Origin of the sequence: Frankia sp. AgPm24, from assembly GCF_023243055.1 — a bacterium.
In the GTDB taxonomy this organism is placed as follows: Bacteria; Actinomycetota; Actinomycetes; order Frankiales; family Frankiaceae; genus Frankia; species Frankia umida.
Genome location: NZ_JALKFW010000218.1, coordinates 25,913 through 45,437, shown reverse-complemented (window position 1 = coordinate 45,437; position 19,525 = coordinate 25,913). Strand labels below are relative to the sequence as shown.

At 70.1% G+C, this 19,525-nt stretch carries 16 protein-coding genes and 1 pseudogene; 7 read left to right on the top strand and 10 right to left on the bottom strand.

Annotation, left to right across the window (positions count from 1 at the left end; genetic code table 11):
- Positions 1 to 5 precede the first annotated feature (5 nt).
- Positions 6 to 2,867 (bottom strand): AAA family ATPase, encoded by a 2,862-nt coding sequence (locus tag MXD61_RS25285; protein ID WP_248815918.1) that lies wholly within the window; start codon positions 2,865 to 2,867, stop codon positions 6 to 8.
- Between the two features lie 289 nt (positions 2,868 to 3,156).
- On the opposite strand from MXD61_RS25285, the gene MXD61_RS25280 reads away from it, so the two are divergent.
- Positions 3,157 to 4,086, top strand: coding sequence for a peptidoglycan-binding protein (locus MXD61_RS25280; RefSeq protein ID WP_248815917.1), 930 nt, complete (start codon positions 3,157 to 3,159; stop codon positions 4,084 to 4,086).
- Between the two features lie 524 nt (positions 4,087 to 4,610).
- Positions 4,611 to 5,453, top strand: coding sequence for an SHOCT domain-containing protein (locus MXD61_RS25275; RefSeq protein WP_248815916.1), 843 nt, complete (start codon positions 4,611 to 4,613; stop codon positions 5,451 to 5,453).
- Positions 5,454 to 5,482: 29 nt separating this feature from the next.
- Here MXD61_RS25275 and MXD61_RS25270 read toward each other — a convergent pair whose 3' ends face one another.
- Together MXD61_RS25270 and MXD61_RS25265 are read right to left on the bottom strand one after the other, a co-directional pair.
- Positions 5,483 to 5,845 carry an MmcQ/YjbR family DNA-binding protein gene (locus MXD61_RS25270; RefSeq protein ID WP_248815915.1) on the bottom strand — a complete coding sequence of 121 codons (363 nt, stop codon included), beginning with the start codon at positions 5,843 to 5,845 and terminating at the stop codon, positions 5,483 to 5,485.
- A 41-nt stretch (positions 5,846 to 5,886) separates the two neighbouring features.
- The gene (locus MXD61_RS25265; RefSeq protein ID WP_248815914.1) at positions 5,887 to 6,633 is read right to left on the bottom strand and encodes a TetR family transcriptional regulator; all 747 of its coding nucleotides are present in this window, start codon (positions 6,631 to 6,633) and stop codon (positions 5,887 to 5,889) included.
- 96 nt (positions 6,634 to 6,729) lie between these two features.
- Here MXD61_RS25265 and MXD61_RS25260 point away from each other — a divergent pair, with 96 nt between their 5' ends.
- A complete protein-coding gene (locus MXD61_RS25260; protein WP_248815913.1) occupies positions 6,730 to 7,548 on the top strand; it encodes an SDR family oxidoreductase in 819 nt (272 codons plus the stop codon).
- Positions 7,549 to 7,746: 198 nt separating this feature from the next.
- On the opposite strand, the gene MXD61_RS25255 is transcribed toward MXD61_RS25260, so the two are convergent.
- Positions 7,747 to 8,622, bottom strand: coding sequence for a glutathione S-transferase C-terminal domain-containing protein (locus tag MXD61_RS25255; RefSeq protein ID WP_248815912.1), 876 nt, complete (start codon positions 8,620 to 8,622; stop codon positions 7,747 to 7,749).
- 67 nt (positions 8,623 to 8,689) lie between these two features.
- A complete protein-coding gene (locus MXD61_RS25250) occupies positions 8,690 to 9,481 on the bottom strand; it encodes a TauD/TfdA family dioxygenase (protein ID WP_248815911.1) in 792 nt (263 codons plus the stop codon).
- Between the two features lie 410 nt (positions 9,482 to 9,891).
- Between MXD61_RS25250 and MXD61_RS25245 the strand changes: the two genes are divergently transcribed.
- Positions 9,892 to 10,218: a helix-turn-helix domain-containing protein gene (locus MXD61_RS25245; protein WP_248815929.1), complete on the top strand. Its 327-nt coding sequence runs from the start codon at positions 9,892 to 9,894 to the stop codon at positions 10,216 to 10,218.
- A 94-nt stretch (positions 10,219 to 10,312) separates the two neighbouring features.
- Here the strand turns inward: MXD61_RS25245 and MXD61_RS25240 are convergent, their stop codons facing one another.
- From MXD61_RS25240 to MXD61_RS25235, 3 genes are all read right to left on the bottom strand, one after another.
- Positions 10,313 to 10,945: an LUD domain-containing protein gene (locus MXD61_RS25240; protein WP_248815910.1), complete on the bottom strand. Its 633-nt coding sequence runs from the start codon at positions 10,943 to 10,945 to the stop codon at positions 10,313 to 10,315.
- Positions 10,946 to 11,405: 460 nt separating this feature from the next.
- A complete protein-coding gene (locus tag MXD61_RS28220; protein WP_285223379.1) occupies positions 11,406 to 11,531 on the bottom strand; it encodes a hypothetical protein in 126 nt (41 codons plus the stop codon).
- A 14-nt stretch (positions 11,532 to 11,545) separates the two neighbouring features.
- A complete protein-coding gene (locus tag MXD61_RS25235) occupies positions 11,546 to 11,989 on the bottom strand; it encodes a hypothetical protein (RefSeq protein ID WP_248815909.1) in 444 nt (147 codons plus the stop codon).
- Positions 11,990 to 12,199: 210 nt separating this feature from the next.
- On the opposite strand from MXD61_RS25235, the gene MXD61_RS25230 reads away from it, so the two are divergent.
- Complete coding sequence (locus tag MXD61_RS25230; RefSeq protein WP_285223378.1) at positions 12,200 to 12,739, top strand: PaaI family thioesterase; 540 nt, start codon at positions 12,200 to 12,202, stop codon at positions 12,737 to 12,739.
- A 50-nt stretch (positions 12,740 to 12,789) separates the two neighbouring features.
- Here the strand turns inward: MXD61_RS25230 and MXD61_RS25225 are convergent, their stop codons facing one another.
- Complete coding sequence (locus MXD61_RS25225; protein ID WP_248815908.1) at positions 12,790 to 14,895, bottom strand: prolyl oligopeptidase family protein; 2,106 nt, start codon at positions 14,893 to 14,895, stop codon at positions 12,790 to 12,792.
- 107 nt (positions 14,896 to 15,002) lie between these two features.
- On the opposite strand from MXD61_RS25225, the gene MXD61_RS25220 reads away from it, so the two are divergent.
- Positions 15,003 to 16,343: an MFS transporter gene (locus MXD61_RS25220; protein WP_248815907.1), complete on the top strand. Its 1,341-nt coding sequence runs from the start codon at positions 15,003 to 15,005 to the stop codon at positions 16,341 to 16,343.
- A 31-nt stretch (positions 16,344 to 16,374) separates the two neighbouring features.
- On the opposite strand, the pseudogene MXD61_RS25215 reads toward MXD61_RS25220, so the two are convergent.
- A pseudogene (locus tag MXD61_RS25215) lies at positions 16,375 to 17,574 on the bottom strand (ATP-binding protein); the annotation flags it as partial.
- 673 nt (positions 17,575 to 18,247) lie between these two features.
- Between MXD61_RS25215 and MXD61_RS25210 the strand changes: the two are divergent.
- Positions 18,248 to 19,489: a GAF domain-containing protein gene (locus tag MXD61_RS25210; RefSeq protein WP_248815905.1), complete on the top strand. Its 1,242-nt coding sequence runs from the start codon at positions 18,248 to 18,250 to the stop codon at positions 19,487 to 19,489.
- Positions 19,490 to 19,525: the final 36 nt, after the last annotated feature.

Here is a 19,525-nt window from a genome sequence, read left to right as displayed (position 1 = left end):
CATCGTCAGGAGAGCCCACTGGGCGAGAGGCCGAGGTCGGGGTCTTCCTCCCCGAGCGCTTCAGCGAGGGCATGACGGGAGTCGATGCGGAGCTTGCGGTAGGTGTTGGTGAGGTGCTGTTCCACGGCGCGTCTGGACACGAACAGGGCCTGCGCGATCTCGCCGTTGGTCAGACCTCCGACGGCGAGGAGCGCGACGCGCCGCTCGCTGCCGGTCAGTGCCGCTGGCCCGTCGACAGCGGCACTGCGGGTGCGGACGCCCAGAGCCCGCAGCTCCTCGCGGGCCTGGGTGGCCAATGGTCGCGCGGAGCAGCGGGTGGCGAGGTCCAAGCCGAGGCGTAGCTGTTCTTTGGCTTCGTTGCGCGCGTGGGTGCGCCGCAGCGCGGCTCCGTACTCGATCCGGGAGCGGGCCCGCTCCAGCCGGGCCGGTGAGGTTTCCAGTACCGCGACGGACTCGCGGAGCTGTTCGAGACGGCGCTGGCGATCGTCGGTGACGAGGCCGGTGATCCGTAGAGCGATACCGAGGGCACGGGCGGCGCCGAACTGTCGGCTGCGGTCGAGCTCTTCCTCGGCGAGCCGACGGGCCTCGTCATGTTCGCCGAGCGCGTGGTGCGCCAGCGCCGCTTCTGCCCGCCAGTGGGCGAATCCTGGATTCGTGTAGCCGGAGGTGATCAGGGATTCCCCGCAGAGACGCAGGTCCGTGAGGGCGTTCCGGGGGCGGTGCTGACGCAGGCGTAGTCGACCACGAGCGACGTGGAAGAAGTGTGCCGCGAGCATGTCCAGCGGGACCGGTCCGTCAAGCTGGCGGGAGGTCAGCAGGGCCTGCGCGTCCTCAACCGCTCCTTTGTCGACGAGCGCGTCGATCAGGACCGCGACGGCCAGGGGAGTCTGGCCATCGCGGTCGGTGTGGATGTCCAGGGCGATGCGGGCGTCGGCTTCGGCATCGAGTATCCGACCCGCGTACAACGCGGTGTGGGAACGCATGATGGACAGGTAGGCGAACTCGGCCGCGTCGCCATCCCGTTGTGCGGCCTCGATGCCGGTGGCGAACAGCGCCAGGGCTGGGTCGAGGCGGTCGGCGATGGCCAACGCGGGGCCGGCGAGGCTTACGATGATGAACCGGTCGCGCGCGTGCTGTCGGCCAGCGGGAAGCAGGCCAGCCGCGGCGTCACTGGCCAGCCGGGCCACCTGCGCCGCGGAGCGGTCCGCGACGGCGGCCGCGGCGAAAGCCACTGTCGCCTGGGCCACCCGATCCTCCGTCTCGCCGGCGATACCACGGGCGGTGAGCTGGTCGAGTCGGTCGAGCCACGACTCGACCGACTGGCCGGCGAGCAGATCGGCGAGTGCGATCCCGACGAGCAGACGACGCGACAGGTTGGGTTCGTCGCGCAGTCCGCTCGAGCGGACTCGTCCCAGGATCGCCACGGCTTCGTTGCCCCGGCCGAGCATTGTCATCAGCGCTCCGAGGCTGAGCGCGATCTCGGTCCGGGCGGAAGGGTCGGTGGTCAGCTCAAGAGCCTCACGCATCACGGCTGCCGCGCGATCGGCGCGGTTCGCCATCCTCAGGGCCAGACCGGCCTCCAGCAACAGGCCGCTACGCGCCTCGGCCACCGGGGGTTCGCCAAGCGCTCGCTCCAGCAGGACCGCGGCTGGTTCGGGAGCGCCTCGCGCCAGTGCCTCGGCCGCTGCCGCACGTAGCCCGGCGACGACCCACTGGTCATTGGCAGGCTCGCAGTTGAGCAGGTGTGTGCCGATCCGCTCGGCTGGGGCCATGCCGGCTTGGAGCAGCCGCGCGGCCCGCTTGTGAGCGAGGGCGCGTTGGGACCTGTCCGTGTCCGAATAGATGGCGGTCCGAATGAGGGGATGGACGATCGTCAGGGGCTGGCCAGGAACGAGTATCCCCTCGCGGACGAGTGCGTCGACCGCGCTCGCCGCGCGGGTCTCCTCGAGGCTGGCAAGACTCGTGGCGTGCCAGAGCATCGCGTCGGGGCCGAGAACAGTGACCGCGCGTGCCATGCGGGCCGCGTCCGGACCGAGCCGAGCCAGGCGGACCAGCAGGGCGCGTGAGATGTTCTCCGCTCGCAGGGTGTCCAGCCGGCCGGTCTCGGCTGCTGCCGGTCGGACATCGTCGGCCCGCAGCGCGTTCAACGCTTCGGCGAGAAGAAACGGGTTTCCGCCGCTGGCATGGGCACACGCCCGACAGAATTCATCATCAGCATCAGGAGACAACTGTTCGCGGACGAGTTCTCCCACCGCCTCGGTGCTGAGCGTGTTCGGCCTGAGGGTTTCCAACCGTAGCCCGGCCAGCGCGCTGCCGACGACCAGATCAGAGTCGGTGTTACTGATCGGGAGGGCCGCGAGCAGCAGGAGCACGGGAAGATCGAGCGTGCGCCGGGCCAGATAGGAGATGAAGCGCAGAGACGCCTCGTCCGCCCAGTGCACATCATCCACGGTCAGCAGGAGCGGAGCATGGTCGGCCAGGTTGACACATGCCCAGAACAGGCCATAAAGGATGCCACCCAGCGTGCCCGCGGTGCCGTCCGCCCGTTCCATGAGGACCGGCTCGGCCAGTGTCGCCGCGCCCGCGAAAAGTTCCTGGCGCTGCTGTCGGTCAGCTCGTCGCAGGACCGGTTCGAGAAGCTGGCGGACAATGCCGAACGCGTACTCCCGCTCCAGGTCGGCACCGGTCGCCGACAGGACGCGTACGCCGCGACTGGCAGCGAGCTCCCGGACGGCCCCCAGCAGCGCGGTCTTACCGATTCCGGCGGCACCCTCCACGAGTAGCGTCGCCCCCTGGCCCCGCGCCGTCGCGGCGAGAACCTCCTCGATACGTTTCAACTCGCCGTCCCGTTCGAACAGACCACTCACGTCTCAGCCTCCCCCGTGCCAGCCTGTCCGCGAACGCGTGGGCGCGGCGCGGACAGAACAGCGACAGCCGAAGGCGCCGAGGCTTCGGCCGGATGATCCGTAGGGCCACAGACTACGGCCCCGCCTGCACTCCGTTGCGAAAAACCTTCGGTGGCCACCGTATGTCCACGAGTCGGTCGTGGAGGCTACCGTCACGCACGAATAGACACGCTGTGCGGGGGAGATCGATATGCACCGGGTAGGTATTGTGGCGTGGGGCTGGTGTCGGTTGGCGGTCGCATGCGTCGCGATGGTGCTCGTATCGGTGGCGCTGTCTGCCTGCGGCCCGATAGGGGATGGGCCGGTAGATGGAGGGCCGACGGGAAACGACTCGGCCCAGGCCGGCCTTGCCGGCTGCCCCACACTTCATCCGAAAGAAGAGGATCCGGTCGACGGCCGAAACTGTGTGGCGGCGTTGCAGCAGGCCCTGCACGACCGTGGCTACTCGAACCAGGTGGTGGATGGCCGGTTCGGCGCTGCTACCACGGCCAATGTCGTTGACTTTCAGAAGAAGCACGGGCTGACCCACGATGGCGTTGTTGGACAGCAGACCCGCAACGTACTTCTGTCCGGCGGTGGCGGTGGCGGTGGCGGTGGCGGTGGCTCGGCGAAACTCGTCGCCGGCTGTGCACCCAGGAACCCTCTGGGCGCGGCCTGTCCTATCATGGGATCGGGGTTCGCGCCGGGTGAGCGTGTCCATGTGGACTACTCGCTACCGAACGGCAATGGCCAGGGTGTAGGTGCGACAGCCGACGGGAAGGGCGCTTTCACCGCCAGGACTGTTCTTCCCGTCGAACACACGGGTACCGTCTCCGTCGAGGCGACGGGAGAGCAGTCGGATCGCTCCGCGAGCACAAAGTTCGTCCAGGAGGGAAGAGCGGTTGCCGGCCCGGCCGAGATCCACTGTGTGTTGGCCGAACCCGACGATTGGAGTTTTACCTACGCGGGATCAGGGTTCGGCCCCAGCGAAGGGCTGGATGTGACCTTCAACCCGGACTCGAATGATCCGCAGGTGCGGCGTATCGCGACGCAGAACGACGGGACCTTCCAGGCCATCTCCAATTTTTCTGTGGAGCCGGGAAAGCCCCTGAGGCTCCAGGCCAAGGGCGTGACCACTGGCAGAGTGGCCAGCACGACGATCCACCGCCCGGGCGCGGGCGGTAAACCATCCCCGTGCTGACGCTTCAATGACCAGAGGCGGCAGCATAACGACTTCGGCGTAGGGGGCAGGGTGGCCCGTGACAGCCCTGCGCCGAGGACCTCGACCTGCTGCGGCGGTCCCGATCCTGGAGTTCGAAATGTATGTTGTCTTGGCGTTTTTTGTGGGCCCCGCGGTAGCGGCCTTCACCGGAAGCCCGCCCGCTGGAATCGTCGCGGGGATCATCGTTGCCCTCGCCTCCGTGGGTGCCAGGCAGCGGAGAGAGAAAATCAGGGCCATCAAGAACGATCCTACGAAGAGGCGGTGTCGCACATGCGGTGGAGACGGCGTGGCCCAGTGGATGTCGAACGGCTCGGTTCGACGGGGAACCTGCCACAGCTGTCGTGGTCGCGGCTGGCACCCCAGGTAGCTGTGTCTCCGGACAGCGCCAGCCGCTCCCTCGCCCTTCTGCGTGCCTGAGCTGGCCCCGTCCGCAGACGCCTGCCGCCCGTCCGATCGTCGGATTAGTCTGCGACGGGGAACCCGAGCGCAGGAGGGGACGGGCTATGAGTGAGCCGACGAGCCAGGGCCAGCGGGCCGTCGCGGACCTCGCGCACCGCTACGACGTCAGCGTCGAGGCGGTGCGCACGCTGCTGGCCGCGGTGCTGGCCGGCAACGGCACGCAGGCCCAGTTCACCCATCCCGACCTCGGCGGACGCGGGCAGTGGATGGCCGGCGGCATGACCATGGTCGGTGACATGTTCGACACTGCCCTACAGGCCAGGGTCAGCGGCCTCGCCACCGACCTCGCGGCCCTGCTGGCCAGCCCGGACCTGTTCGCGCCCCACACCACGACTTCGACCCCGCCCGCATCTCCAGCCCCATCGTCGTGGGCTCCGTCCTCGTTTCCTTCCCCAGCCCCGTTCCCGTCTTCGTTCCCGTTCTCGACGGGGGATGGCTGGTGGCCCGGTGAGCTGGGGCGACCCAGCGCCAGCGGCAGCCAGAACGGCGCGCGGTACGCGGTCTTCCCCGCCATGCGACGGCTCGCCGTCCAGCGGGATGACGGACCGGTCAGCGTGTACGACACCGGTGACCATCGGGTCGGCGGCGTCCAACAGCAGCAGGGTGGCCGGCCAGGAACACTGTCGTTCACCAGCCAGCACGGCACCTTCACCGTGGACAGCCTCTCCCCGGCAGCCCCCACGCCACTCGTGACACCCGGGCCCACCGCACCGTCCGAGCCCGCCGCCTCACCCGAACCCACCCTGGCGTCCGAACCTGCCGCCGCAGGGGCGGACGCGGAGGCGATCCTGGCGACCCTTGACCGGCTGGGCGAGCTGCACCAACGCGGTGTGCTCACGGACGCCGAGTTCGCCGCGAAGAAGGCCGAGCTGCTCGCCCGGCTATGACATGACGGAAACGGAAGGGGCCGTGGCCACTATGCGGTCTCGGCGGTCAGCTCGGCCGGGGCGCGCATCCGCCAGGCATCGGTGACGAGTTCGGTCAGCCGGTCGACGCCCACCGCGGCCAGCCGGCACATCACCAGCGGGAAGCCGTCGTAGCCGGGTGCGGTGAAGAACAGCTCGGGTTCGCCGCGCAGCAGCGCCTGCTTCTCGGCCTCGTCGCCGACGTAGAGCACGGCGACGTCGGTGCGAATCCGCCGCGGCTGCCCGGGCCGGCGCTCCGGATACGACCAGACGAACCCCTTGCCGCCCACCCGGAAGTCGAAGCCCTCGCTATGGACTTCTTCGACCCCCGGCAACGCCAGCGCCAGCCGGCACACATCGTCGGCGTCAGCCACCGCACGTCCCTCCCCGCATGACCATCTGGTGTGCGACGAGGCTACGGCCTGATCCCGTTCGGATGGTCGGAAACCGCATCGAGGACGGAGCCGGGACTCGCGGCGGGAGCGGGAGCGGCGTCGGCGGGCCCGCTGACGCCGGGTTCTCGTCGCAGGATGTCCCAGTAACCGCCGAGGGCGGCCTTGAGCTCGCGGACCAGGTCCGGGCGGTCCTCGGGTGCCGCCACGGCGATGAGTGGCAGCACGCCGGCGAAGATCTGGAACGTGACGGTGCCGGCGCGGTGGCAGGCGGCGTCGGTGCGCTGCGGGGCGATCTCGCCGATCAGCGCGTCGACCCGGTCGCAGATCGCCGTGTGCAGCGCCTTCGTGGCGATGGCCAGCTCGGGGGAGAGACCGGCTCCGGCCAGCAGGGCCCGCGCCGCGGGGTGGGTGAGGGTGAGGGTGAGCACGGGGTCGACGACGCTGTCGATGATGTCGGTGGTGGGCAGCGCGGCGAGTCCAGAGATGGTGGCGGCGGCCGGGCCGGTGTACAGACCGGCGCCCGTGGCCGCCAGGTGCTCGAGGTAGCGCTGGGTGAGGGCCGCGGCGATCGCCTGTTTGTTGGCGAAGTACTGGTAGAGCGACCCTGGCGACACTCCCGCTCGCGCCGCGATCAGGTTCGTCGTGACCGCGTCGTAGCCGGCCTCGCTGATCGCGAGTTCGGCGGCGTCCAGAATCGACGCGGCGCGGCGGCGCCCGCGCTCCTGGCGCCTCGGACCCGACTCGGCCGCCAGACCACGTGCGGTCACCAGCTCACCCTCCCTTGACCAATGCGAGCGAAAGCTCGTATTCTGCGGACGTCAAAACGCGAATGATTGCTCGCATCTTACTCCTGGGGGACGTGCATGAACGGCTCGACGCTACGTGGCTGGACCGCGATCGTCACCGGAGCGTCCAGCGGCATCGGCCGCTCGATCGCCGAAGCCCTGGGAACCGCCGGCGCGGCGGTTCACCTGATCGGACGAACCCCCGAACCGATGGCGGCTTCGGCCGCCCGCATCACGGCGGCCGGTGGAACGGCGTCCACCACCGTCCTCGACATCCGGGACGCCGACGCCCTCACGGCGCTGGTCGACCAGGTCGCCGACCGGGCGGGCCGGCTGGACGTGATGGTCAACAACGCCGGCATCGCCAGCAACCGCCCCATCCTCGACGAGACTCCCGCCGCGGCCCGGGAGATGCTCGAGCTCAACGTCCTCGCCCTGCTCACCGGCTGCCAGGCCGCCATCGCGGCCATGCGCCGCACCGGCAGTGGCGGTCGCATCATCAACATCTCCTCCACCTCGGCGCAACGCCCGGACGGCGGCGTCTACGGCGCGAGCAAGGCGGCCGTGAGCTACCTGGGCGAAGGCCTGCGCCAGGAACTCGAGGCCGACGACATCCGCATCACCACCGTGCTCCCCGGCGCGATCGCGACCAACGTCGTGCGCAACTTCACCGCCGACACCGTCACCGCCCTCGGAGGCCTCGCCGGCACCAACGTAAACGTCGCCCCGGGCGAACGCATCCCGCAGGACATCCTCGACGCCGCGCAGGCCGCGTACGAGAACCACCTCGCCCGCCCGGAGGACATCGCCGACGCGGTCCTGCACGTGCTGGCCGCTCCCCTGCGGCTGAACATTCCCGAGCTGGTCATCCGCCCCGCCCAGACCATCCGCGTCTGATCCACTCGTGCTCCCCGCCGCACGCACACGGACACGGACACGGACACGGACACACGGGTGCCAGCGGTACAGCCATGCCAGCGGTCTCTGCGGTGCCAGCCGTCGGACAGTACGTCGAAGGGTACGTGAACCAGAACTATGCGCAGCAATTCAGCTGCCGGCGGGCAGCTCCGGGCCGCTGTGGTCAGCCCTGTGTGGTCAGGCCGCGGTGCGGGTGTTCCAGCCCGGGGGGATGGTGGGGTCGGCGAAGGTGGTGAAGTCGGTCGTCGCCTGGAAGGCGGGCAGTTGGTAGAGGCGGCGGGCGTAGGCCCACAGGTTCGGGTGGTCGCGACGCTCCTGCTCGTCCGCGCGGCCGGGGTAGCGGGCCAGGGTGACCCACAGCCGCAGGTCCGCCTCGGTGAGCTGGCCGCCGACCAGGTACGGGGTGTCGGCGAGCCGGTGGTCAAGGCGGGCGAACGCGTCGAGCAGGGCGGTGCGGGCCGTCTCGTCGTGGGCGGCCCGGTGCGCGCCGCGGTTCACCGCCGGGCCGACCCAGGCGTCGAGCTCGGCGATCTCGGCGCGCAGGTGCTCGGGGTAGAGGTCGGCGCCGTTGGACCATGCCGTGAACTGGGTGGCGAGGTCGATGCCCAGGGTGGTGTAGTCGTTGCTCACCACCTGATGGGTCTGACGGTCCCACAGGGTGGGCACGCTGACGTGGCCGTCGAAGCCGGGTTCGGTCGCCTCGTAGGCGTCGCGGAGCAGGGTGAAGCCGTTCACCGGGTCCGGGCCGTAGGTCTCCCGAAACGCCCAGCCGCGGGCGTCCCGGCTGTTGTCGACATAGGAGACGCCGATGACGTTCTCGAGTCCGTTCAACGCTATCTGCAGGGTGACCCGCTGCGCCCACGGGCAGAACCAGCCGGCGTAGACGTGATAGCGCCCCGGTTCGGCCCGGTAACCGCTGGAACCGTCCGCGGTGAGCCGTCCGGTGAAGCGGTACAACGGCCGTGGATCCGCCGGGTCCTGGTTGATGGTGTACGCGCCAAACGTGGCGACGTCGGTGGGGCTGGCGTACTGGGCGCTCGTCGTCTGGGCCACAGCCGTTCTCCCTGCTCGTGAAGGTGCCTGCGTACCTGACCCGCCTGCCGGACGGTCGGCGGGTGGATCAGCCGCCGATGACCTTGCGATAGACCCGTGGACCGTCGTAGTCGTTGACCGCGTAATGCCAGGTGGCCAGGTTGTCCCAGAGGACGAAATCGCCGGGCTGCCAGCCGAAGCTCACCGTGTGGTTCGGGGAGGCGGCGTGGGCAAGCAGGAACGGCAGCAGCGCCTCGCCCTCGGCCGCGCTGATACCACCGGTCAGCCGCAGCGCCGAGGAACTGAGGAAAAGCCCCTTGCGGCTGGTGTGACGGTGGGTGCGCACCACGGGATGTTCGACCGTCTCGGTCACGGGTGGCCGGTTGTAGGTGCCGTCACCGGGATAGGCGTTGTAGACGGCGTTGACCGATTCGAGCAGCTCGCGGAATGGTTCGGACAGGCTGTCGTAGGCCGCCTGGAGATCCGCCCACAGGGTGCGCCCGCCGATGGCCGGCACCACCTGGTAGGTCAGCGACTCCAGGTGGAACGGCGAGGTGCGCCAGGTACCGCCGACATGCCAGGTCGAGGCCGTACCGGCCTTCTCGAGATCGAAGACGTAGACCAGCCGGTTGTCGGCGTCGCGGTGCAGCCAGCTGGGGTGGTCGAACGGTTCGTCGAAGATCCGCACGGCCCGCACATGGGCGTCGGGGGAGAGATGCTGCCCGCGCAACACCAGCACCTTGTGCGCCCAGAAGGCCGCGCGCAGCGCCTCGGCGGTGGCGTCGTCGACTCCGTCGGCCAGGTTCACCCCGACGATCTCGGCGCCGAGGACGGGACTGGCCGGGCGGACCTCGAAAGGCGCGGTATGGATGATGGTCACCGTTGCCCCCTCTGCACAGGGTGCGGCGTCGGCCGCATCGGTCCGCCCGACGCTAACCCCGCACCGGCGACCCGGCAATCCTTCCTGATATCGGTGAAAAGGGCCGGACATGTTTCGGCAACATTTGTTTCTGGTGTGCCGGGGGAGCGCGTCACGGATGAGCGACGGTACGGGCGGCGAGTCGCCCACGGCCGGCTCGGGTCCGCATCTCCGACGCCTCTCGTCCGCGGGCCTGAACCATGCTGATACGTCCGATGGGAAACGTAGAGTACGTCGCAGACGGGTGACGTGGGGTGCGGGAGGTGGCTGTGACAGTAGCCGACAACCGGCGCCGATTCAGCGACGAGGAGCTGTCCGCGCTGAAGGTGGTGCAGCCGGTGGCCGATGCGGACTGCCGCGTCCGAACCGTGATGGACCGGGTCGGCGACAAGTGGTCGGTGGCCGTGGTCAACGAGATCAGCGGTGGCCCCCGGCGCTTCTCCGAGATCCGACGCTGCCTGCCCGGTATCAACCAGCGGATGCTCACCAGCACGCTGCGGGTGCTCGAACGCGACGGGCTGGTGACCCGCACCGTGTATCCGCAGGTGCCGCCCCGGGTCGACTACGAACTGACCGAGATGGGCCGGGCGATGCTGGAGACCGTGTCGTCCCTGCTGGACTGGGCCCAGCGCAACATCGACGGCATCGACGAGGCCCGGCGGCGCTACGACGCCCGCCAGGCCTCCGCCGAGGACTGACTCCGCACACCTGACCCGGCGCATCCGACTCGGCGTACGTGACTCAGGGTGCTCTGTTCGGAAGGATCTGTTCAGGGTTTGCTGCTCGGGGTGTTCAGAAGCCGATGGTCTCGCGGATGAGAACGACGACGCCGCGGTCCGGGAAGGCCTCGCGCTCCAGGATCAGGTACCGGCCAAGAAACGACCCCTGGTTGTAGAGGTCGTTCAGCCGCTGGTGCTCCCGGGGCAGGCTGTAGGTGCGGATGCGGCGCAGCGCGGTCGGCACATCGGCGACGATCTTCTGCGAGCCGACGACCCAGATCGCCCGGCGTGCCCCGGAGGCGTACGGCGCGAACTGGCTGCCGCTGGCCGAGCCGACGACGAGCGCGCCGTCCTCGGTCACCGCGTGCACGCTGCCGACGACCACGTCGGGGGTGGCTCCGAGCCGGATCGTGGCGTAGACGTCCTCACCGGGCGGCGGTGCGCTGGCCCGCACCGAGGTGTACGTCCCGGATTCGTCGATGTCGGCGAGGATGCCGGACACCCGCAGTGTCTCGCTGGACGCGGTGAAGATGCTCTGCCCATCGGTCGGCAGGAGTCCGCCGACGAGCTCGCGGGCCTGCTCGACCGTGTCGACGACGTGCACGGTGTAGCCGTGCTCCCGCAGCGCGACCACGGCCCGGTCAAGGCGCTCGGTGTCGGCGGGCAGGGAGAAGGTCTCGTCGAGAGGTGGGGCTTCGACGGTCATCGTCGTCCTTTCCTGGTGCGGTGCTCGGTGAAGGCTGCTGCCGGTCACGCCTGTGCGTGCCCCGAGTCTGCGTGGCACCGCGAAACCACGGAAGAAGGCACTTTTTTCTGCCTCGGTGTGCGGAAGGGAACCATGGGCCGCCGGCGCGGCCGCACCGCACCGGGTCGCACCGCACCGCACCGGGTCGCACCGCACCGCGGCGGGCGTATGGACGCTGCGAGTGACCGAGGTAGGCGCCGACGGGACAGTCCGGTATCTGGCGGGCCTGACCGCGCGGCGTCCGGCGATAACCCGGGGGAGCCGGCGATAACCCGGGGGAGAGGGGACGATCACCCGGGGGAGAGGCGGCGAACGTCGTCCTTGGCCGGCATGCCGAGGCTTGTTCGGGAATCGAGGGCCGAATTTTCTGAACAACCCTCGGCGTGAGGCCGAACGACCCTCGGCATCTGGGCCGCGGACCTCACTCGTCACCACCTGGCGCGATCAGGTGCTGCTTGGTGACGATCCGGCTGTCGCCACCAAGATAATCAACGATGTTGACGGCCTCCCGGCCTGCTCCGCGAAGATCAAAGAAGATGAAGATCAAAAGCGGCGTGGCAGTCAGGCCGGGGTGGGAAGGCTGGCAGCGGCGGTCGCGATGCGGTGGCGGCGCCAGCGCAGGGCGGCGGGCACGAGCAGGGCGGTGAGGATCACGAGGACGCCAACCTCGGCGAGAACGCTGTTCAGGGCGTCGGGTGCTGGGTTCAGGCCGCGCTCGGTGAAGCCGAAGACACCCACTGTTCGCGACAGAACAAAGCCGACCAGCGCGCCGCCCGCGAGCCCGGCCGCGGCCAGGCGCAGGACGAACGATCCGCTGATGATGAGCAGGAGGGCCACCGCGAACGAGCCGCTTTCCTGGATCAGGAACATCGTGCCGATTCTGGGAATGACCCGGTAGCCGTCCCGATAGAGGTCGAAGTGGATGTAGCCGCTGATGGCCAGCAGCGCGGCGGCGGCCAGCCGGCCCACCTGATCCGCCACGGCAGGACTGCGCTCGAGTCTCATCCGCACACCGTTCCGGCCCCCGGCCGGGGGCCTGGCTCGGACCCGCCTGGGTGCGGGTTCCTCACCGGTAGATAGCGCGCCGGGTTACTGGCCACCCGCCGCCCGCCGCCCGCACCCCGCCGCCCGCCGCCCGCCGCCCGCACCCCGCACCCCGCACCCGCGTCCCGCGCCCCACCGCCCGCGCCGGGCCGCTCGGCTAGCGTGGGCGGTATGACGACAGCGTCCGACATGGCTGGTTCGGCGCCGACACCGGGCGGCGACCGGCCCCGGCAGCGCACGTTCACCTGGGAGGATCCGGGTGCGATCCTCGCCGCCGGCGCGGACCTCAGCGGGGTGGAGATCTTCACGGCGATGCGCGACGGCGCGATCCCGCCGCCGCCGATCACGAAGACGCTGGACTTCGATGGGGTCTCCTTCGCCGAAGGCACCGCCACGTTCCAACTGACACCGCAGGAGTTTCATTACAACCCGTTGGGGACGGTGCACGGCGGTGTCCTCGCGACCCTGCTCGATTCGGCCTGCGGCTGCGCCGTGCACACCCTTCTGCCGGCCGGGGTGTTCTACACGAGCCTTGACCTGGCGTTGAAGTTCCTGCGGCCGGTGACGACGCGGACCGGCCCGGTCACCGCGCAGGCGAGCGTCACCCATCTCGGTCGGCGCACCGCCCTCGCCGAAGGACGGATCACCGACGCCGCCGGCAAGCTGTACGCCACCGCGACCAGCAGCTGTCTGGTGATCCGCCCGGAGTAGCCAGGGATCGGCGGGCTGAGCCACAGGGAATGCTCAGTGCGCCTCGGTGCTCAGTGCGCCTCGGTCGCGGCGAGGGTGCGCCAGAGGAACTCGTACGTCAACGCCGAGACGTGTGCCAGTTGCTCGTTGTCGGCGGCACCGCCGTGGCCGCCCTCGATGTTCTCGTAGTAGCGGACGTTCTGGCCGTGTTCCCGCAACCGGGCCACCATTTTACGGGCATGCCCGGGGTGGACCCGGTCGTCGCGGGTGGACGTGGTGAACAGCGTGGCCGGATAACGGTGCTCGGGGCGCGCGTTCTGGTAGGGCGAGTACTCGCTGATGAACGCCCAGTCGTCGGGATCATCCGGATCGCCGTATTCGGCCACCCAGGAAGCGCCGGCCAGCAGCAGATGATAGCGGCGCATGTCCAGCAGCGGCACCGAGCAGACGACGGCGCCGAAAAGCTCCGGATACCGGGTGAGCATCACGCCCATCAGCAGTCCACCGTTGGAACCGCCTTCGATGCCCAGCTGGCGCGGTGTCGTGATGCCGCGGGCGACGAGATCCCGGGCGACGGCGGCGAAATCCTCGTAGGCGCGCAGGCGGTTCTCTCGCAGCGCAGCCTGATGCCAGTCGGGGCCGTACTCCCCGCCGCCGCGAATGTTCGCGACCACATAGGTACCGCCGCGGGCGAGCCAGGTACGACCGATCGTTCCGCTGTATCCCGGGGTCAGCGAGACCTCGAAACCGCCGTACCCGTACAGCAGTGTCGGTCCGCCAGCCGCGGCGTTCCCGGGCTCGTCCGACGGGACGTCGCCGGTCGGGGTGTGCGTGTGGCTCGGGCCGACGACGGTGTAGGGGACGCGGGTGCCGTCGTCGGACACCGCGAAATACTGGTGGACGCTCTGCCCGTCGGTGGGGAAGAACGCCGGCGCCTGCTTCAGGATCTCCGGCTGCCCGCCGGACGCGGGGGTGAGCTCGGCGCGGTAGAGGGTGGCGGGCTGCAGGTAGCCGCTGGCGGTGAGCAGGTACTCGTCATCGTCGTCCGGGTTGGTGTCGCTGATGTAGACCGCGCCGGTGTCCGGGAGACCGGTCAGCACAGTGCTCGTCCAGCCGTCCGGCCCGGGGGTGCGCACCGTCAGCTCGGTGCGGACGTCCCGCAGGGTGCCGATGATCAGATGGTGGCGCGTCCACGTGTGGTATTCGAGTGAGGTGTGCTCGTCCGGGGCGAACAGGACGTCGAAATCGCGCCGTCCGGTCAGGAAGGCGGACAGGTCGAGGGCGAGCAGCGCGCCCGACGGATAGACATTCCCGTCCACGGACCACTGCGAGCGGGTGGTGACGAGCAGCCAGGTGCGGTGGATCGAACTGTGCGCGTCGTCGGGGACGTCGAGTCGGACCAGCCCGGACGGAGTGCGCAGGTAGGTCTCGTCCCGGTAGAAGTCGATGCTGCGGTGGATGATGTCGTGTTCGTGGCCCTCGGTCGGATCATGGTAGGCGTTGACCGAGACGTCCTCGTGTTTTCCCTCGAACACGGTGACGGCCTCGGAAAGGGGCGTGCCGCGCCGCCATTCCTTCACCAGCCGCGGATATCCGGACGCGGTGAGCGTTCCCTCGCCGAGATCGGTGCCGACGTAGATCCGATCCAGGTCGATCCATCCCACCGAGCTCTTGGCTTCGGGCAGGGTGAAACCGTCGGCCACGAAGGCCTTGTCGACCAGGTCGAACTCGCGGATCACGCTGGCGTCCGCGCCGCCGCGGGACAGGCTGACCAGCGCCCGCCGGTAACCGGGCCGCAGCACCTGCGCGCCGTGCCACACCCAGTTCTCGTCCTCGGCGGCGCCGAGCGCGTCCACGTCGAGCACGATCTCCCACGCGGGCTCGGCGGTGCGGTAGGAGGCGAGCGTCGTGCGCCGCCACAGACCACGAGGATGCGCCGCGTCCCGCCAGAAGTTGTACAGATGCTCGCCGCGGCGCACCGGGTAGGGGATACGGTCGTCGGCGTCCAGCACCTCGCGGATCTCGCCCCGAAGCGCGGTGAACCGGTCGGATTCGGCGAGTTCGGCGGACGTCTCGGCGTTGCGTTCCCGCACCCAGGTCAGCGCCTCATCGCCGAGAACGTCCTCGAGCCACTGGTACGGATCGTCAAGCAACTGGTACGCGTCGTCGTCAGCCACCGTCCAAGTCTGCCCGAGCCGCGAGCCCACACGCCCGTACCTGGGTCACCAGGTCCCCGGACGCGGGAAACGTCACGTTGCCGATCCGGAGGAGGGCGAGGACCACAGTGCCGGCGGACGTGCCACCGCGGCGGGCCCGGGTCGCCTGCATGATCGCCATGGTGGCGTTCGGGTTGCTGGCGGGCTGCTGGGCGCCGCGGATTCCCGATGTCCGCGCGGACCTGGGTCTGTCGGACGGTGCCCTCGGGGCGGCGTTGCTCGGCGCGCCGTTCGGCGCGGTCGCGACCATCTGGCTCACCGGACGGCTGCTCGGCCGGTTCGCCAGCCGCGTGGTCGTGCGCGCCACGCTCGTGCTGACCTGCGCGGTCTGGAATCTGGTCCCGATCGCCGGCAACATCGGTGAACTGTTCGTGGCCATCGCGCTGTGGGGTGCGGCCAGCAGCGCCCTGGACGTCGCCCTGAACACCCAGATCGCCCAGGTCGAGCGACACTACGGCCGTCCGATCATGACCTCGGCCCATGCCGCCTGGGCCGGCGGCGCGCTGCTCGGCGCCGGCGTCGGTTCGGCCTGCGCCGGCCTGGACATCCCCCTCGCCGCCCAGATCGTCGGCGTCGGCGCGTTCTCCCTGGCCACGATCCTGCCCGCCACCCTGGCCATGCTCCCCACCGACCCGATTCCCACCACCGACCCGATCCCGGCCGTCCCGCGTCCGCTGAACGGCCCGCCCAGGCCGGACGGCTCACCGCCACCCGCCGTCGCGCCCCCGCCGGACGCCTCGCGCGCACGCAGGCCCGGCCGCCCGGCACCGGAGCGCTCGCCGGGGCGGATGGGCGCGCGGGCCCGAGTCGGGAGGATGCCCCGGACATCGGTGGCGCTGTGCGCGATGGCGTTCGGGTCGCTGCTGTGCGAGGGCGTCGCCGCCGACTGGAGCGCGCTGTACCTCGAGGAGGTGACCGGGGCCGCCGCCGGTGTGTCCGGCCTCGGCTACACGGCGTTCAGTGGCTGCATGCTGGCGACCCGGACCATCGGCGACCGTGCGGCTGTCCGGTTCGGGCCGGACCGGCTCGTGCGCACGCTGGCCGGCGCCGCGGCCGTCCTGTTCGGGCTGGCCCTGGCGACCGGCGCCACCAGCGCGGGAACCGTCACCGGCATCCTCGGGTTCGCCGCGGTGGGCACGGGCGCGGCCTGCGTCTACCCGTCCGGCATGTCGGCGATGGCCCGGGTCGGTCAGGGCGCCGGGACGTCCGTGGCGGCCTACGCGACCTTCGGCTACCTCGGCTGGCTGACCGGCCCCGTCCTGGTCGGCGCCCTGTCCGCCCTGCTCGGCCTGCACACCGCGATGCTCGCCGTCCCACTGCTGCTTTTCATGATCGTAATTCTGGCTCCGATGTTGGCCGTCGGGGACGGCCATCACAGCAGCGCACAGCCGCGAGCCACGGGCGCGTGAACCGTTGCTCAAACGGTCTGGTGGCGACGGGTCAGGCTCGTAGGAGGGTCACCAGGCGGCCGGACGGGGTGGTGGTGACGTCCAGTTCGGTGCGTTCGGTGATGTCGGGGGCGGAGGGCCGGCGGTCGAACACGATGAGGGTTCCGGTGTCGAGGCCGAGGCGGTCGAGGTAGCGGTCGAGCTGGGTCAGGCCCTGCGGCAGCGGGTTCGCCCGGCCAGGGTGCCAGACCTTGAGTTCGAGGGCCTCGCGCTGCCAGCGACGTCCGCCCTCCTGATCCGGGTACGGCCAGCGCACCAGCAGATCGATCCGCCCGGCGCCGACACCGTACTCACGTTCCACGAAGCCGCCGCCGTTGACGACGCGCTGGAGAAAGCCCATCAGGACAAGCTGCGGGGCGACCTCGTGGTAGTGCTCGGTCGAGGTGAGGGCCTCGCCGTGTTCGACCCAGAAGTCGGCGAACTCCCGCAGCAGCAGCGGCAGGTCGAACCGGCCGTCTGCCCGGACGAAGCTGCGCGGATCCGCCACGATGTTGGCCTCGACCTGGGCGGTCAGGACCCGGACCACGACTTCCCGGTAGATCGGGTTGGCGATACGCACCGGATTCTTCGTGGCGATGAGGCCGAGGTCGCGAGCGTAGGCGAGGTCATCGTCGTAGGGGTCGAGCTGAACGAGATCACCGGCCAGTAACGGTTGCACGATGCGGCGGACCCGGGGCTCGGCAAGGCGGGCCGCGAGCGAGTCCAGATGGGTTGCCCGGGCGAGGATCAGTCGTTCCTTCGCCTGCTCCAGATGGTCGACGGTGATCGGTGCCGAGGCCGGTACCGCGAGCTTCACGACGACCTCGTGGGCGAGCGCGTTCACCAGCCACGGCTGGCCGGCGGTCAGCTCGAAGGTTCTCGCCACCGCGGCCGGGGTGATCTCCTGCCCGGTGTCCGCCGTGTGCTGAGCGTAGAGCTCTGTCACCTCGTCCACGGTGAAGTCCCCGAGCCGCAGCGACTCCAGTTTGATGTTGAAAGGGCTGGACGTGCCGAGCCGCGATGATTTTTCACCCGCGGCGGACCCGTAGTCGCGGACATCGCGCAGGCCGCACAGCGCGACCGAGGCAGGGAAATGGCTGGGGCGACCACGGAAACCGTTGCGCAACTGGCTGAGAACACTCAGCAGGCTCTGCCCCTGCAGCGCATCGATCTCGTCGAAGAAGAGCACCAGCGGCCGTGGGCACGCCTGTGCCGACGTCGATGTCGACCAGTTCCGGGAGGATGTCTTTGAGGATCAGAGAAGAGGTGTGTCTCGCGCTGGGTGCAGTGCGCGAGGAGGAAAACTCAGGGTGCGGTGGTGAAGGGGTCGGGACAGGCGGCGCTCACAACGGTGCCGAAGTCGACATGCCGGCGACGGAAGAGGACACCCCTTGGCGTGCGGTGGTGTGTGACCGTGCGACGAGAAACTATCCAGGCGAAGTCGGACGGCAGAAGAACGTCACCCACCGTACTGCCCTCCCCGCCCGCTGGCCCGCTGTGGAACAGGAGCATACCGGCGTGGTACTCCGGTATGCAACAGGGGTCCTGATCTGCGCCAATCGGTGTTCCGCGGCACAGGGGTCGGCCCCTTGCGGAGAGCCGCGGATCAGCGACTCCCCGGCCCGCCCGCCGCCTTCGCCCACCCGCCTTCGGTGACCATGCGATCACCGATCCGGCACGGCCCCTCGTCACGCCGGCGGGCTTTCCCGGCAGTATCGTTTCCTTTCCCCGTACGCTGGCCATCCGTCACCGGCGGGCACACCCTCGACGCATCCCTCGCAGCCCCAGAAAGAGGCAGCAACACCATGACGGAGATCCCAGGGCTGCAATCCGTCGCAGCGGATCCGGCGGCTGTCAGGCAGGGCACGCGGAGCATCACGCAGAGCATGCGGAGCACGCGGGGAGATCTGCGGGATCTGTTCGGGCAGTCCGTCGCCGTGTTCGCGTCGCTGGCCGGCCCGGCCCACGTGGTCGAGGCGGCGACCCCGGCCTTCTTCGCCGTGATCGGCGACGAACGGGCGGGCATCGGCACACCGCTCGCCGAGCTGGGGCCCGACCTGGCCGGGCGGAGTCTCCTCGCCCCGCTCGACCGGGTCCACCGCAGCGCCGAGTCCCACATTGAGCGGGACGTGCGGGTCGTGCGAGGTGTCGGCGCGCACGAGCAGGAGACGTTCTTCGACGTCACCTACGAGCCGCGTCGCGACGCCAACGGCGACGTGACCGGGATCCTGGTGATCGGTGTGGAGACGACCCAGGTCAGGCACGCGCAACAGCTGATGGCCGAACACCGTGCCCTGCTGGAACAGATCGCCCGCCAGGCGCCGCTGGGCGAGGTGCTCGACGGGATGGCCCGCTGCATCGAGAACCTCGCCCCGCAGGAGGTGCTCGTCTCCGTTCTGCTCGCCGATTCGGACGGCACGCGGCTGCGCCACGGCGCCGCACCCAGCCTGCCCGACTTCTACAACCAGGCCATCGACGGGATCACCACCGGGGAGGGCATCGGTTCCTGCGGCACCGCCGCCCACCGGCGCGAACCGGTCATCGTCACCGACATCGCCACCGACCCGTTGTGGGACGACTTCCGGGAGCTGGCCGGGCGGGCCGGTCTCGGCGCCTGCTGGTCCACGCCCATCCTGGCCCGCGACGGCAGCCTGCTGGGCACGTTCGCCATGTACCACCGCATCCCCCGCGTCCCGCAGGACAGCGACCTCGCCCTCACCCGGGTCTTCGCCGGCACCGCGGCCCTGGCCATCGAACGCCACCACAGCGAACAGGCCCGGCAAAGCGCCGAAGCGCACGCCGAAGCGGCCCGGGCCGAGCTGGCCAGGGCGGTGCGCGCGGAACAGCAGCTGCGCGCCGAGGCGGAGCTGCGCGCCACCGCCGCCACCGCACTCGCCGCCCAGATGCGCGCCGCCGCGGCCACCCACGCCAGCGCCCCACACCCGAAGCACTGCCAGCTCGGCGGCAGCCACGGATGCACCGCACCCGCCGAGCTCAAGGTCGCCGACCCCTGGGGCGACTCGGCGTGGGGCTGCCTCGCCCACGCCGAGGAAGCCATCCTCAACGTGCGCTCAGCGTTCATCGCCGACGAGGACCTCGGCGGCCTCGCCGCCTACCTCAACCGCTGACCCACCCGCAGATCGGGTGGAACGGGCGCAGGGCGG